Source organism: Bittarella massiliensis (ex Durand et al. 2017), from assembly GCF_009876955.1.
Lineage (GTDB): Bacteria > Bacillota > Clostridia > Oscillospirales > Ruminococcaceae > Bittarella > Bittarella massiliensis.
In genome coordinates, this window is the sequence record NZ_WWVY01000005.1 from 130,344 (window position 1) to 144,315 (window position 13,972).

Consider the following 13,972-nt stretch of genomic DNA (forward strand, 5'->3'; position numbering starts at 1 on the left):
TTCCAGATGCGCCATTTTGCCGTCCATCCTTTCGGTCTGTAGGTTTATGATACCCGCATCCCCCCGCTTTGTCAACCAAAACCTTCCGCTTTTTTTGGCGCAAAAAGGGCAGGCCCCATTTCGGCCCGCCCTTTTTCCGCGATAACTATTTGACAAAGATGCCCTTGATGCGCTCCCAAAGGCCCTTTTTCTGGGTGTTTTCGGTGGCGAGGACCACCGGTTTTGCCTCCTCTTTCTCCTTAATCTCGCTGGTCTTGAGCAAGAATTTGGTGCTCACCTCGCTGCCCTCCGGGCTGCCGGAATAGCTGGTAAAGGCCTCCGACTGCTCGACGAGCAGGTCCTTGACCTCCAGCAGTTCGTCCAGGTCGCCGGTCAGGTCGCCCAGCTCACTGCACATAGGGTCGATGCCAGTGGTCTTGTAGGCCTCCATCCCCTCGTTGAGCTCCCCCGTCTTGTCCCGCAGGGTGTCTGCCGCCTCGGCCAACTGGGAGGAGGCAGCGCGGGCGTCCTCGGCGCCCTGCTGCAGCTCGGCGGCCCCCTCGTTCAAATCAGCGGCGCCCTGCTGCAACCGGCCAACTCCGTCTTTGGCATCGTTTGCGCCCGCGTCGACCCCCTCCTGAAGGGCGGCCGCGCCGTCGCTGACGTCCTTGGCCCCGTCCCGCAGCTTCTTGCCGTACTCGGCCAGGGCCTTCTGGGTGGCGGCCAGCTCGGTCTTGGCGTCGCCAAACTCCTTGCCGACGGTGGCGAACACCCCGTCCACCGTCTTGCCCAGGGACTGGGCGGCGGTGCTGATGGACTGCAGGGTCTTGCCGTGGCTCTCCAGGTCGGTCTTCAGCTGGCTAAACTGCTGCCACATCAGGGCCGCCGCCTCTTTTTCGGCCTGGGTGGCGGCAGGGTCGGCGTTCACCGCCGCCACGTAGGCGCCGATGGACTGGCCCAGGGCGGTCATGTCGCCCCCCAGGGTGACCTTCACCTCGGTGCCCGCCTGGGTCATCCCGTCGATCAGGGCCTGCTTGTCGGCGGCCACCTGGGTCTTGACCCCGTCGAGCTGGGTGCCCATCCCGTCGAGTTTTTCGGCCAGTTCGCCCACCTTGCCCTCGACTTGGGTGGTGTAGCCGTTCACCCCCGCCAGCAGTTCCTGGCTGCCGGCGGAGAGCTGGGCAGAGCCCTCGCGCAGCTGGCCCATCCCCAGGCCCAGCTTGTCGCCCAGCTCCTGCACCCCGCTCACCAGCAGGCCGGTGCCGCCTTTCAGCTCCCCAGCGCCGCTGCCCAACTTGGCGACCCCCTGGTCGAACTGCCCCATCTTGTCGGCGAAGAGACCGGTGGCGTCGGCCAACTGGGAGGTGCCGTCAAAGAGCTGGTCGGTGGCGCTTTTCAGCGAGTCCAGCGCCTCACTCACCTCGCCGGCGGAACTGGCCTCTTTCAATTTTTCCAGGGGCAGTTCCCCGGTGGCCCCCAGCATGATGGAGCCCAGCTCAAAGTCGGTGGCGTCGGCCTGGATGGTGAACTGCTCCTGCATGGAAAAGCCCACCGTGTCCTCCACCAGGGAGGCGCTGTGCCCCAAACTCTCCTTTAGGCCCGGGCTGGCCACAAAGGCGACGATCTGGTTTTGCCCCTCGGAGAGGACGCTCCCCCCCTCGCAGGTGACGTTTGAAAAGTGGTCGGTGGGCAGGTCGGCGACCCCGGCGACGATGAAGGGGGTGTAGATGGTCCGGCTCTCCCCGCCCACGGTGGCCTGGCGGGAGAGGTTGTTTTGCAGGGCGATGGTGATCTCCACCCGGCCGCTCTTCCCGGCCAGCTCCTGCGGGGAGATCTCCTCCCCGTCCAGCTTGTAGCTGATGACAGCCGAGACCGGCGGGGTCTTGTCGCTGGTGCCGGTGTAGTAGGCGTCGTTCCCGTCCATATCCCAGGTGAGGACATCGCCGTCGAGCTGGGGGGCGGCCGCATTCTTGACGTTGCGGATGTTCTGCAGGGCGACCTCCTCCCGCACCGAGCGGATGCCCCCGTCGCTGTGGACCCAACTGCTCACCGTCTGGCTGGTGACGGTGCCGTCAGGATTCAAAAAGACATAGACCGTCTCGTCCTTGGTGGTGCCGTCGGCGGCAAAGGCGGGGACAGCGGGCAGCAGGAGCGCTGCCGAAAGGGCGATGCAAGCGGATTTTTTCAGCACATGAGACGTTTTCATACCGTGATTCCTCCCACTACAATTCCTGGTATTCGGGCTCTTTTTTGCGCCCTTTTAGCAGCTTGGCGGCCTTTCTCCAGCCGATGGTCGTCTTGGCGATCAGCGGCTCGCAGAGGATGAGGAGGGCCGGCAGCACGAAGATGATGGAGAGCATGCTGATGATGGCGCCGCGGGCCATCAGCCCGCAGAGGCTCTTGATGAGGTCCATCTTGGAGATGATGGCGACGCCGATGTTGGCGGCAAAGAAGCTCAGGCCGCTGGTGATGATCGAGGGCGAACACTTCTGCACCGTGATGCGGATGGCGTCCATCTTCTCCCGCCCCGCCTGCAATTCCTCGCGAAAGCGGGTGGTGGTGAGGATGGCGTAGTCCACCGTGGCCCCCAGCTGGATGGTGCCGATGACGATCCCCGCCACAAAGGGGAGGGTGGTCCCGGTGAAGAAGGGGATGCCCATGTTGATGGAGATGGCAAACTCGATGGCCAGCACCAGCAGGAAGGGGATGCTCGCCGAGCGGAAACAGACGGCGATGATGATGAAGATGGCCACAATGGAGGCGATGTTGACATTTTTAAAGTCCACCGCCGCCACCTCGATGAGGTCTTTGGTCATGGCCCCCTCCCCCGCCACCACGGCGGTGGGGTCGTAGGCCTTGACGATCTCGTTGATTTGGTCGATCTGGCGGTTCTCCTCGTCGCTGGCGGCCTTGTAGACCGAGTTGACCATCATCAGCTTTTTGCCCCCGGCGTCGATCTGGTCGCGCAGCTCGTCGGGGACGATGTCGTCGGGGATCCGCCCGCCCACGTACTTGTCGTAGGAGATGACTAGGTCCACCCCGTCGAGCCCCTCGATGCGGTCGCTGATCTCCTTGAGGCGGTAGCTGTCCAGCTTGTCGTCCACCAGCACAAAGTGGGTGGTGGTCATGTTGAAGTCATTTTTGAGCTTGTTGGTGCCCACGATGGAGGGCAGGTCCTGGGGCAGGGTCTCGTCCAGGGCGTAGTACTGGTCGGTGTTGGCCTGGGCGATGGCAAAGGGGATAAAGAGGGCCACAAAGGCCACCAAAATGCCCTTGTAGTGCTTGCAGATGAACGAGGGCACCCGTTCCAACTCGTGGATGAGCACCGGGTGGGTGTGCCTGTCGATCGCCCTGTCGAAAAAGAGGATGAGGGCGGGCAGGATGGTGACGGTGCAGATGACCCCCAGCAGCACCCCCTTTGCCATGACGATGCCGATGTCCCTCCCCAACGTCAGGCGCATGGTGCACAGCGCCAGAAAGCCGGCGATGGTGGTGATGGAGCTGCCCGCGATGGAGGTGAGGGTGGCGCTGATGGCCTTGACCATGGCCTCCTCCTTGTCGGGACAGCGCTGCTTCTCCTCCTCAAAGCGGTGGAGGAGGAAGATGGAGAAGTCCATGGTCACCCCCAGCTGCAGCACCGCCGCCAGGGCCTTGGTGATGTAGGAGATCTGCCCCAAAAAGATGTTGGTGCCGAAGTTGTAGAGGATGGGGAAGAGGATGCCCAGCAGGAAGATGAAGGGCACCACGGTGGATTCCAGCCCCAGCCAGAGGACCGCCATGCACAAAAGCACCGCCACCAGAACGTAAAGGGGGGTCTCCTGGTCGGCCAGGGCCTTGGTGTCCTGCACAATGGCGGCCATGCCGCCCAAAAAGCACTGCTCCCCGGTCACCGATTTGATCTGCTCAATGGCCTTCAGGGTCCCCTCTGCGGCCATGGGCTCGTCAAAGCTGATGATCATCATGGTGCCGCTGTCGCTGTAAAAAACGCTCCTCACATCTTCCGGCAACATCTCCCGGGGCACCCCGTTGTCGAAGATGTCGTCGGCCCAGAGGACCTGGCGCACCCCCGGGACCGCAGCCACCTTTTCCTTGAGCTGCGATACCTGGTAGTCCTCCATCCCGTCCACCACCAGCATGGCGGTGGAGGCCATGTGAAAGTCGTCTTCCAGCATGTTCTGGCCGATCATCGAATCCAGGTCGGCCGGGAGGTAGGTGAGTATGTCGTAGTTGACAAAGGTCTTGACAAAGCCGATGGCCGACGGAATGAGCAGGGCCACGGCCACGATCAAAATGGCAATTCGCTTTTTGACGACAAAGCGAGCCGCTTTCTCCTTCATACTTTCATCCCCAATTGCAAAGTTTAGTTTCGGATCATCTTTCGGACCGTCTCAAAGAGCATGGGCTTGAGTTCGTCGATCGGCCCCAACTGACCCAGGACAAGGGAGGAGTAGCAGACGGCCCCCACCAGTTCAACCACCATAAAAATCAGCTGAAAGGCGGCCTTGCGCTCATACCCGCGGCCCTCCAACTGCTCCAGGTAGTAGCTCAACAGCTCGGCGAACTCCTGGTCGACGCCCTCGCCGTCGCCCTTTTCCACCTGGTCACCCACCATGCTCCAGGAGAGGTTTTTGTTGATGACCTTCAGGTCGTTGGGCCGCTCTTTGAACAGCTCGATGACGTAGTCGATGAGAACGATCACCCGCTCGACCCAGTCGTCGAGCTGTTTGAACCGGCTCTCCTGCATCGCCTCTTTAAAGATCCGGCTGCTGCACTTGAAGATCACCTGGTTGAGCAGGGCCTCTTTGTCGGGAAAATAGAGGTAAAACGTCCCCTTGGCGACCCCCGCCCGGCGGGCGATCTGGTCGATGGAGGTCTCGCTGAACCCCTGTTCGCTGAACAGATCGTAGGCCGCCTGCTCCAACCTCTCTTTTTTCTGCTTTTTCTTGTCCTGGATCTTGTCTACCAGCACTTCTTTCGCCTCTCTTTCTGCCGCCGAATCAAAAATGACGATTGGTCACTTTTCTTACAGTTGCTATTGTATGCATGAACTGACCAAAAGTCAACCTTATAAATTGACGATTGGTCATTTTCATCATTTTATCAGCTATGCCCTATTTTATCGCGCCTCTTTTGTGCAGATTTCTCTGCAAAATGGCCGCTTTTCGGATTTTAGCCACCCTCCCCCGCATGGGGGACGACTTCGAGAAGCAGTAGTCCTGGAAAGCATCTCCCACATTTCAATCCAAGTCCCCCTAGGGCGAGCGGAGAGCCGCCCTTTCAAAACACGCCGGAACGCCGTTTGGCAGCAATCGGTCAGGCGGGGTAGCCAGGTCTCGCCCACCCACAACAGGGGATGGTGGCAACTCTATATTGCTGAGAAGTGCCTCCCTCTCTCACCTCCCCTTCCCCCACGGCAGTGAAATGGCAACTCCCGCTTCCTCCGCCCCGCCCCTCTCCCCCTTTACCAGCACGGCAAAAACACCCCTGCGCCGTTGGTGCGGGGGTGAATCAAAAAGAGGCAGAAAAAAACAGCCCGTCGAAACGGACTGTACAAAAATGGTGGAGACGGAGGGACTCGAACCCACGACCTTTCGGATGTGAACCGAACACTCTAACCAGCTGAGCTACGCCTCCATATTTTTTTGTAAAAGAATCAAGCGGCAAATTGCGGCTGATCCAGGTGGTGGAGACAGTGGGAATCGAACCCATGACCTATACGTTGCGAACGTATCGCTCTACCAACTGAGCTATGCCCCCAAATGGATTTGAAAGGCGGCAAAGCACGGGAAGCAACCCGGCAGCACCGCGACTGCAAGAGATATTATATCACAATGGGATAAAAATGCAACCCCTTTTTTCCCTTTTGCGCAAAAAATCCTCCCCTACAAAAGGGGCTCTACCTCCCGCGGCTCCACCACGATGGAGAGGACGATCTGGGTCTGGGTCTTTCCGTAGCGCTGCAGCGACTCGACAAAGGAATCCACCTGGCCGGTGGTGGCAAAACAGGCCTTGAGGAGCATCGAGTAGGTGCCCGCCACATGGTAGCACTCGGTCACGTTGGAACAGCCCTTGACAAATTGGGCAAAGGCGGGCTGGTGCTTGGGGAGGATGGCGATGTTGATGAGAGCGGTGATGGCATAGCCCAACCGCTGGGGGTCCAGCAGCGCCCGATAGCCGGTGATGACCCCCCGCTGCTCCATCCGCTCGATGCGGGCCGACACCGCCGGCGGGGAGAGGAAGACCGCCGCCGCGATTTTTTTGAGGGGAGTGCGGGCATCTCTCTCCAAAATCTCCAAGATCTGTCTGTCAATGGTGTCCACCGGTCGCGCCTCCCCCACTCGCCCCCTCCCGGCAGCCGCGGAAGAGGGGCTTTTTCTCTCTTATTATACCGGCCTCCCCCGCCCTTTGGCAAGTGAAAAAAACAGCGGCTGACAACTCCTTCACAAAGGTGAAGAAAAGAAGGTCGAAGCCCCCTTTGCCTTTTCTTTTTTTCGCCGCGCCCCCCTTTTTGATGGCTTTGTTTTCCATTGCCCGCAAACCCTTTACCCCCGCCCGACCCCGCCGTATACTGAAGGCGAAGTGAGGGGCCAACGCCCCGCAGCAGCAAGGCCGAAGCGAGCCGCCAAGCGCCGCCCGCCGCCTTTTATAAGGAGGAAGCCCTTATGAATACCCGCACCGAATCCGATTCCATCGGCACCCTGCAGGTGCCCGCCGACGCCTACTACGGCGTGCAGTCCCTGCGGGCCAGGCAGAATTTCCCCATCACCGGCCAGCGGATGCACACCCGCTTTATCCACAGCCTGGCGCAGATCAAAAAGGCCGCCGCCCTGACCAACCTCGCCGCCGGCAAACTGGACCAGCGCCGCTGCGACGCCATCTGCCGCGCCTGTGACGACGTGTTGGCCGACCGGCTGATGGACAGCTTCATCGTCGACCCCATCCAGGGCGGCGCCGGCACCTCCGCCAACATGAACGCCAACGAGGTCATCGCCAACCGGGCCATCGAACTGCTGGGCGGGACCAAGGGCGACTACTCGGTGGTCCACCCCAACGACCACGTCAACATGGCCCAGTCCACCAACGACGTCTACCCCACCGCCGGCAAGATGACCGCCCTCGCCCTGCTGCCCGAGGTGCTGGGCGAGCTCGACCGGCTGGCCGCCACCCTGCGGGGCAAGGCCAGGGAGTACGACGACGTGGTGAAGATGGGCCGCACCCAGCTGCAGGACGCGGTGCCCATCCGCCTAGGCCAGTCCTTTGGGGCCTACGCCAGCGCAGTGGAGCGGGCGGCCGCCCGGCTGCGCCGGGCCGAGTCGGAACTGGAGACCATCAACATGGCCGCCACCGCCATCGGCACCGCCGTCAACACCACCCGCTACTACCGCGAGCACATCGTCCCCACCCTGGCGGAGGTCAGCGGCCTGCGCCTGACCCAGGCAGAGGACCTGATCGACGGCACCCAGAACATCGACTGCTTCGTGGCCGTCTCGGGCGCCCTCAAGGCCTGCGCCGTCACCCTCTCGAAGATGGCAAACGACCTGCGGCTCCTCTCCAGCGGGCCCTGCACCGGGCTGGGGGAGATCTCCCTCCCCGCCAAGCAAAACGGCTCCTCCATCATGCCGGGAAAGGTCAACCCGGTCATCCCCGAGGTGGTGACCCAGGTGGCCTTCCTCATCGCCGGGGGGGACGGCACCATCACCATGGCCGCCGAGGCCGGCCAGCTGGAACTCAACGCCTTTGAGCCGGTGGTCTTCTTCACCCTCTTTTTGGAGCTGGATTCCCTGCGGGAAGCCGTGCGCACCTTCACCGACAACTGTGTCAGCGGCATCACCGCCAACCGCGAGCGCTGCCGCCAGTTGGTGGAGGAGAGCGTGGGCATCGTCACCGCCCTCTGCCCCGCCATCGGCTACCAGCGGGCCGCCAGCCTCGCCAAAGAGGCCCTCAAGGTCCACCAGCCGGTGCGCAAACTGGCCGTGGAGGAACACCTGCTGGACGAAAAGTCCCTCGAAGAGCTGCTCGACCCCCTCTCCATGACCACCCCTGGGGACTGATGGGAAAAGAGGGTGCATCCCGCGCGAGAGTGCGGTATACTTGAAGAAGAGAAAACGAGCTGCCCTGCTTTTGGGGCGCATACAGAGGAGGAGACAAGCGGTGAATTACTTTGAAGAGTCGCTGAAAGCCCACGAGAGATGCGGGGGCAAACTGTCGGTGGTGTCCAAGATGAAAATCGAGAACAAGGACGATTTGAGTATCGCCTACACCCCCGGCGTCGCCCAGCCCTGCATCGAGATCCACAAAAACCCGGAAAACGTCTACCGCTACACCAGCAAGGGCAACTTTGTGGCCGTGGTCACCGACGGTTCGGCCGTGCTGGGGCTGGGCAACATCGGCGCGTCCGCCGCCATCCCGGTGATGGAGGGAAAGTGCGCCCTCTTCAAAGAGTTTGCCGACGTCGACGCCATCCCCATCTGCATCGACAGCCAGGACGACGACGTGATCGTGGAGACGATCCGCCACATCGCCCCCACCCTGGGCGGCATCAATCTGGAGGACATTGCCGCCCCCCGCTGCTTTGCCATCGAAAAGCGGCTGCAGGAGGAGCTGGACATCCCCGTCTTCCACGACGACCAGCACGGCACCGCCATCGTCGTCTGCTCGGCCCTCATCAACGCCCTCAAGGTGGTGGGGAAGGAGCTGGGAGAGGTCAAGGTGGTGGTCAACGGCGCGGGCGCTGCCGGCACCGCCATCTCTCGGATGCTGATGGACATCGGCATCCGCCACCTGACCGTCTGCGACCGCTTCGGCATCCTCAACCGGCAGGAGCCGGAAAAACTCAACCCCAGCATGCTGGCGCTGGCCCAGCTGACCAATGAGGAGTGCCTGAGCGGCACCCTGGCCGACGCCCTGAAGGGGGCCGACGTCTTTGTGGGGGTCTCCGCCCCCGGCATCGTCAGCCGGGAGATGGTGGCTTCCATGGCCAAAGACGCCATCGTCTTCCCCATGGCCAACCCCAACCCCGAAATCACCCCCGACGAGGCCAAGGCCGGCGGGGCGCGGATCGTCGGCACCGGGCGCAGCGACTACCCCAATCAGATCAACAACGTGCTGGCCTTCCCCGGCCTCTTCCGGGGGGCGCTGGACGCCCGCGCCGCCCGCATCACCGAGGGGATGAAGGTGGCCGCCGCCTTCGCCATCGCCTCCCTGATCCCCGAAGATGAGCGGGGGGAGGAGAACATCATCCCCAGCCCCTTCTGCAAGGAGGTGGCCCCCGCCGTCGCCAAAGCCGTGCGGGAGGCATGGGAAAAAGAAAACCGCTGATTTTCTCTCTTTTTGAAAGAACCCCCTCCCTTTTATGCCCGGGCCGCCAGCCCGGGCATTTTTCTGTCCCGCCGGCGGGCAACCTTTCCTTTTGCCAGCACATAGGATACCGCGACCACATCTGTGAAAGCGAGGTATTATTTATGTGCAACCGCAACTGTTCATCGCCCTGTTCCAGCTGTCCGCCGCCCCGGCAGACCTGCTGCTGTCCCGGGCCTACCGGGCCCACCGGCCCGCGGGGATGTCCCGGACCCACCGGCCCAGAAGGGCCCATGGGTTGGCCCGGCGCCACCGGGCCTATGGGAGCGCCGGGCAGACCCGGAGCCACCGGCCCGCAGGGGCCGCGAGGGTGTCCCGGGCCCACTGGGCCGAAAGGTTCCACCGGGGCCACCGGGCCGCAAGGGCCCATGGGTTGGCCAGGTGACACCGGACCCATGGGGCTGCCCGGCAAACCTGGAGCCACCGGGCCACAGGGGCCGCGAGGATGCCCTGGGCCCGCCGGACCGAGAGGAGTTACCGGGGCCACCGGACCGCGGGGCCCATGGGGATGTCCTGGACCCACCGGGCCGCAAGGTCCGCGGGGATGTTCCGGGCCCACCGGCCCAGAAGGGCCCATGGGTTGGCCCGGCGACACCGGACCCATGGGACTGCCCGGCAAGCCCGGCGCCACCGGCGCTACCGGACCGCAGGGGCCGCGGGGATGCCCCGGACCCACCGGCCCAGAAGGGCCCATGGGTTGGCCCGGTGACACCGGTCCTATGGGACTGCCCGGCAAACCCGGCGCCACCGGCGCTACCGGACCGCAAGGACCGAGGGGATGCCCCGGACCCGCTGGCCCGAGGGGCACTACCGGAGCCACCGGCCCGCAGGGACCCATCGGTCGGCCCGGCGATACCGGGCCCATGGGCTTGCCGGGCTCGACCGGCGCCACTGGCCCACAGGGTCCGCGGGGATGCCCTGGGCCCACCGGGCCTCAGGGTGCCACCGGACCGCAGGGACCCATGGGTTGGCCCGGCGATACTGGGCCCATGGGCTTGCCGGGCTCGACCGGGGCCACCGGCCCACAGGGTCCGCGGGGATGCCCCGGGCCCACCGGGCCTCAGGGTGCCACCGGACCACAGGGACCCATGGGTTGGCCCGGCGATACTGGGCCAACCGGCCCGAGAGGGATGCAAGGCCTCCCCGGTACGACCGGTCCTACCGGCCCGCAAGGGGCCATGGGGATGCAAGGGCCTACCGGACCCATGGGCTGGCCAGGAGACACCGGGCCCGCCGGTCCGAGAGGCGCGACCGGCCCCGCCGGCCCCCAGGGGCCTATGGGGATGCAGGGGAATACCGGCCCCACCGGGCCAACCGGGGCAACCGGCTCTGCGCCCGACTGCTCTTACGCCTTCTTCTACCAAAACGGCACCCTTCACATCAGCGGCCTGTTCGGCGGGCTGCCGATCGAGGGAGAGGGGCCCCGGACAGATGACATCATCTCCGACTATGGGATCTTTCACATCCTCCGCCCAGGCGTCTACTGGCTCAATTTCGACCTCAACCTCCCGCGCGCCTCTGCGCTGAGCACCCGTTTTACCCTGCAAGTCAACGGAAACGACCTGCCCGGCACCTTCCTGCGCATTGAAAAGGAGGCTGGCGAACCGGGCTTCTACGCGGCGCAGGCGCTCATCCGACTGGAGAGCGCCTCCAGCTTCCGCCTCTCCTCCTCTTCCGCCTTTACCATCTCCTCCACCTCCCCTGACGATACCCTTGCCACCCTGATCATCCACCAGGTGGAATGATCCCCTGCCGCCGGGCGTCCTTTCGTGCTATAATGGCAGTAGACCTTCCAAATCGGCCAAAACGGGCCAAACAGAAAGGATGTCCGCCATGCTGCGTCAGCTCACCCCCCACGTCTTTGTGATGAAACACAACCACGACACCGACCGCCCCGCCCTGGGGCTCATTGCCGGAAAAACCGCCTCTCTGGTGGTGGACGGCGGCAACTCCCCCGCCCACGCCCGCGCCTTTTTACAGGGCATTTCGGCCCTTGGCGTGGCGGCCCCGCGCTATCTGGCCCTCACCCACTGGCACTGGGATCACGTCTTCGGCGCGCCGGAGATGGGCCTCACCACCCTGGCCAACCAGCGCACCCAGCCCCACCTTCTGCAAATGGCCGGCTATGCCTGGGACGACGACGCCCTGGCGCGCCGCGTCGCCCAGGGCGAGGAGATCGCCTTCTGCGCCGAGAACATCAAAAAGGAATTTGGCGCGCAGCGCGCCATCGCCGTGCAGGGGGCAGACATCCTGTTTGACCAGACCCTGACGGTAGAGCTGGGCGGCCTCACCTGCCAACTGATCCACCTGGGCGGGGAGCACAGCGAGGACAGCACCGTTGTCTACTGCCCCCAGGAGGGGGTCCTCTTTCTCGGGGACGGCCTCTGCCAGGAGATGTTTCACGGGGAGTGGAGCTACGACCTGGCCGACTATCGCGCCCGGATCGACAAAATCAAGGACCTGCCCTGCCGCTTTTACGTCAACTCCCACTGGGACGTGCAGGATGCCGGCGAATTCACCGCCTATTACCGGCGGCTCATCGCCCTCGGCGAGCTGGCGGGCGAAAGCACCGACCCAGCCGACGTCCTCGACCGCTATCGCCGCGCCCACGGGTGCGACCCGGACGAGGAGACGGAGGGGGACCTCCTCTCCTTTGTCCACGGCAACCGCAAGCGGCAGGCGGCCAAAAAAGCCAGCCATCAATAAAGAGAAGGGGCGCACCATCTGGTGCGTCCCTTCTCTTTCCCTTTTTCCTTTGTCCCGCAAAAGCAAAATGGCCCGGCAACCGATGTTGCCAAGCCATTTTTTCTGGTGGAGCATAGGAGGATCGAACTCCTGACCTCCACACTGCCAGTGTGGCGCGCTCCCAGCTGCGCTAATGCCCCAGATGTCTACTGCTTTTTTCGACTTTTATAGTATACCAAACCGAGCGATTTCTGTCAACCGTTTTTTTGCCTTTTTTGCAGAAGTGCGGCCCTCCTCCCCTCCCCGCACCCGGCCGCCAAATGGACTGCTCACAAGAAGGCAACTTACACATCAGCCCTTTTCGAGGGGGGGAGCGAAAGACGCCCTTCTCACCCCCTCTCAAACGGGTTACAAAGTGGGTCATACAAAAACAAAACTGCACAACAAATGTTTTTGTTGTGCAGTTTCCATCTGGTGGAGCATAGGAGGATCGAACTCCTGACCTCCACACTGCCAGTGTGGCGCGCTCCCAGCTGCGCTAATGCCCCAGACACTCTGCCGGTTTGACCCGGCAGTAGCTATTATAGCAAATGGGAATTGTCTGTGTCAACACCTTTTTACAAGAAATTTCACTCAATTTTTCCCGGCGGACGAAGGGGTCTCCTCCTTCTTCAAAAGCCCCTTTTTCTGGTAGGCGCGGAAGCTGAAAACACTGGTCACCGCCGCCAGCCCAAAGGAGAGGGCCCCGAACCAAAAGGGCAGCTTGGCGCCGACGGTGTAGATCAGCCCCGCAAAGAGGGAGCCGCCAATCATCCCCACCGCCTTGACGGCGTTGAAGATGCCCGAGAGCTCGCCGCTGGTCTTGCCGGTGGTGGTGTCGCTGGTGACCAGGGTCTGCTGCATGGGGATGTACATCACGTTAAAGAGGTAGAAGATGACGTTGGCGGCGATGAAGGGGGCGGTCCCCGGCACCAGGCAGACGGCCACCAGGGTCGCCGTGCAGAGGCCAAAGACCGGGACGATGCTGCGGCGCATGTCGGTCTTTCTCGCCAGCCAGACGTTGACCGTCAGGTTGATGAGCAGGCCGATGATGCCGATGGCCGCCTTGATGATGCCGTTGTAGGAGGGGGGGAAGCCCAGCTCCGCCTTGATGTAGTAGTTGAAGGCGTTGTCGTAGTCGATGGTGGCAAAGTTGGCGAAGAAGACCGCCGCCAAAAAGAGGCCCAGCGGGGCGGACATCCCCTTCCCCATGGAGACGAATGCCTTCAGGGGGTTGAGGCTCTGCTTAGGGGCGTTCGGCGCCGTCTCGGGCAGCTCCTCGGCCACCAGCAGGGGCATCAAAATGGCGACCAGGGTGATGCCGCCCACCTGCAGGGCAAAGTCCCAAAAGACCGAGCGCTCGCCGATCACCCCGCCCAGCAGGTAGCCGATGGCGGTAAAGACCGAGGTGAGGGCCGCCAGATAGCTCATCCGGGAGGCCAGCTTTTCGGGCTCGCTGTTGTTGGTCAGGTAGGCCATGATGGCCACCATGAAGCCGCCGGCAAAAGCGCCGCCAAAAAACCGGGCCAGCAGGGTCATGGCCGGGGTGGTGGCAAGGCCGAAGAAGAGCTGGCCCAGCCCGTAGCCAAAGGCGGTGATGCCGAACATCTTCAGGTGGCCGATCTTGTCGCCCACCACCCCCCAGATGGGGCAGAAGAGAAAGTTGGAAAAACTCATGGCGGCAAAGGCCACCCCGAACATGTAGTCGGGGAACCCCAGATCCTTAAACAGGGTGGGGGTGATGGGGTGGATGAAGTTGGAGAGGGTCACCTGCACAGCGTACAGAGCAAATAGCAGGGCGATGCTCTTTTTCTTTTTCAAGGGTCAAATCCTCCTCTTGTTGTCGCGGCACAGGCGGGCGGCAGAGCCGCCGCTGGGAGCCCGCTCGCCCATGCCCTCAAAAAGCGGGGGC

General features: G+C 63.0%; 9 protein-coding genes, 4 tRNA genes and 1 pseudogene. 4 read left to right on the forward strand and 10 right to left on the reverse strand.

Annotated elements, in window-relative coordinates:
• Positions 1-145 precede the first annotated feature (145 nt).
• The 7 genes from GT748_RS07690 to GT748_RS07720 all read right to left on the reverse strand — a co-directional run bounded on the left by GT748_RS07690 (position 146) and on the right by GT748_RS07720 (position 6,507).
• A complete protein-coding gene (locus GT748_RS07690) occupies positions 146-2,185 on the reverse strand; it encodes a hypothetical protein (RefSeq protein WP_021659935.1) in 2,040 nt (679 codons plus the stop codon).
• Positions 2,186-2,201: 16 nt separating this feature from the next.
• Positions 2,202-4,316 carry an efflux RND transporter permease subunit gene (locus GT748_RS07695; RefSeq protein WP_021659936.1) on the reverse strand — a complete coding sequence of 705 codons (2,115 nt, stop codon included), beginning with the start codon at positions 4,314-4,316 and terminating at the stop codon, positions 2,202-2,204.
• A gap of 23 nt (positions 4,317-4,339) precedes the next feature.
• Complete coding sequence (locus tag GT748_RS07700; protein ID WP_021659937.1) at positions 4,340-4,948, reverse strand: TetR/AcrR family transcriptional regulator; 609 nt, start codon at positions 4,946-4,948, stop codon at positions 4,340-4,342.
• 588 nt (positions 4,949-5,536) lie between these two features.
• Positions 5,537-5,613 (reverse strand) — tRNA-Val (locus GT748_RS07705).
• Between the two features lie 47 nt (positions 5,614-5,660).
• A tRNA-Ala gene (locus tag GT748_RS07710) sits at positions 5,661-5,736 on the reverse strand.
• 125 nt (positions 5,737-5,861) lie between these two features.
• Complete coding sequence (locus GT748_RS07715; protein ID WP_161213411.1) at positions 5,862-6,299, reverse strand: Lrp/AsnC family transcriptional regulator; 438 nt, start codon at positions 6,297-6,299, stop codon at positions 5,862-5,864.
• Entirely contained in the window at positions 6,286-6,507 is a 222-nt protein-coding gene (locus GT748_RS07720; protein ID WP_021659939.1) for a hypothetical protein, read from the reverse strand. The genes GT748_RS07715 and GT748_RS07720 overlap by 14 nt, the downstream gene beginning before the upstream one ends.
• A 134-nt stretch (positions 6,508-6,641) precedes the next feature.
• Between GT748_RS07720 and GT748_RS07725 the strand changes: the two genes are divergently transcribed.
• The 4 genes and pseudogenes from GT748_RS07725 (at position 6,642) to GT748_RS07740 (ending at position 12,042) form a co-directional block, all read left to right on the forward strand.
• Positions 6,642-8,030: an aspartate ammonia-lyase gene (locus GT748_RS07725; RefSeq protein WP_021659940.1), complete on the forward strand. Its 1,389-nt coding sequence runs from the start codon at positions 6,642-6,644 to the stop codon at positions 8,028-8,030.
• 100 nt (positions 8,031-8,130) lie between these two features.
• On the forward strand, positions 8,131-9,297 hold the full coding sequence (locus GT748_RS07730; RefSeq protein ID WP_044992814.1) for an NAD(P)-dependent malic enzyme: 1,167 nt from the start codon (positions 8,131-8,133) through the stop codon (positions 9,295-9,297).
• Positions 9,298-9,704: 407 nt separating this feature from the next.
• A pseudogene (locus GT748_RS16095) lies at positions 9,705-10,664 on the forward strand (hypothetical protein); the annotation flags it as partial.
• Between the two features lie 505 nt (positions 10,665-11,169).
• Positions 11,170-12,042, forward strand: a complete 873-nt coding sequence (locus tag GT748_RS07740) for an MBL fold metallo-hydrolase (RefSeq protein ID WP_044992708.1) — start codon at positions 11,170-11,172, stop codon at positions 12,040-12,042.
• A 103-nt stretch (positions 12,043-12,145) separates the two neighbouring features.
• On the opposite strand, the gene GT748_RS07745 is transcribed toward GT748_RS07740, so the two are convergent.
• From GT748_RS07745 to GT748_RS07755, 3 genes are all read right to left on the reverse strand, one after another.
• Positions 12,146-12,221 (reverse strand) — tRNA-Ala (locus tag GT748_RS07745).
• Positions 12,222-12,493: 272 nt separating this feature from the next.
• Positions 12,494-12,569: transfer RNA gene (locus GT748_RS07750), tRNA-Ala, on the reverse strand.
• Positions 12,570-12,654: 85 nt separating this feature from the next.
• Entirely contained in the window at positions 12,655-13,881 is a 1,227-nt protein-coding gene (locus GT748_RS07755; protein ID WP_021659754.1) for an MFS transporter, read from the reverse strand.
• Between the last annotated feature and the right edge of the window lie 91 nt (positions 13,882-13,972).

Coding starts and splice junctions, on each gene's coding strand:
- GT748_RS07690 (WP_021659935.1), bottom strand. CDS start 2,185: ATGAAAACGTCTCATGTGCTGAAAAAATCCGCTTGCATCGCCCTTTCG.
- GT748_RS07695 (WP_021659936.1), bottom strand. CDS start 4,316: ATGAAGGAGAAAGCGGCTCGCTTTGTCGTCAAAAAGCGAATTGCCATT.
- GT748_RS07720 (WP_021659939.1), bottom strand. CDS start 6,507: ATGGAAAACAAAGCCATCAAAAAGGGGGGCGCGGCGAAAAAAAGAAAA.
- GT748_RS07740 (WP_044992708.1), top strand. CDS start 11,170: ATGCTGCGTCAGCTCACCCCCCACGTCTTTGTGATGAAACACAACCAC.
- GT748_RS07725 (WP_021659940.1), top strand. CDS start 6,642: ATGAATACCCGCACCGAATCCGATTCCATCGGCACCCTGCAGGTGCCC.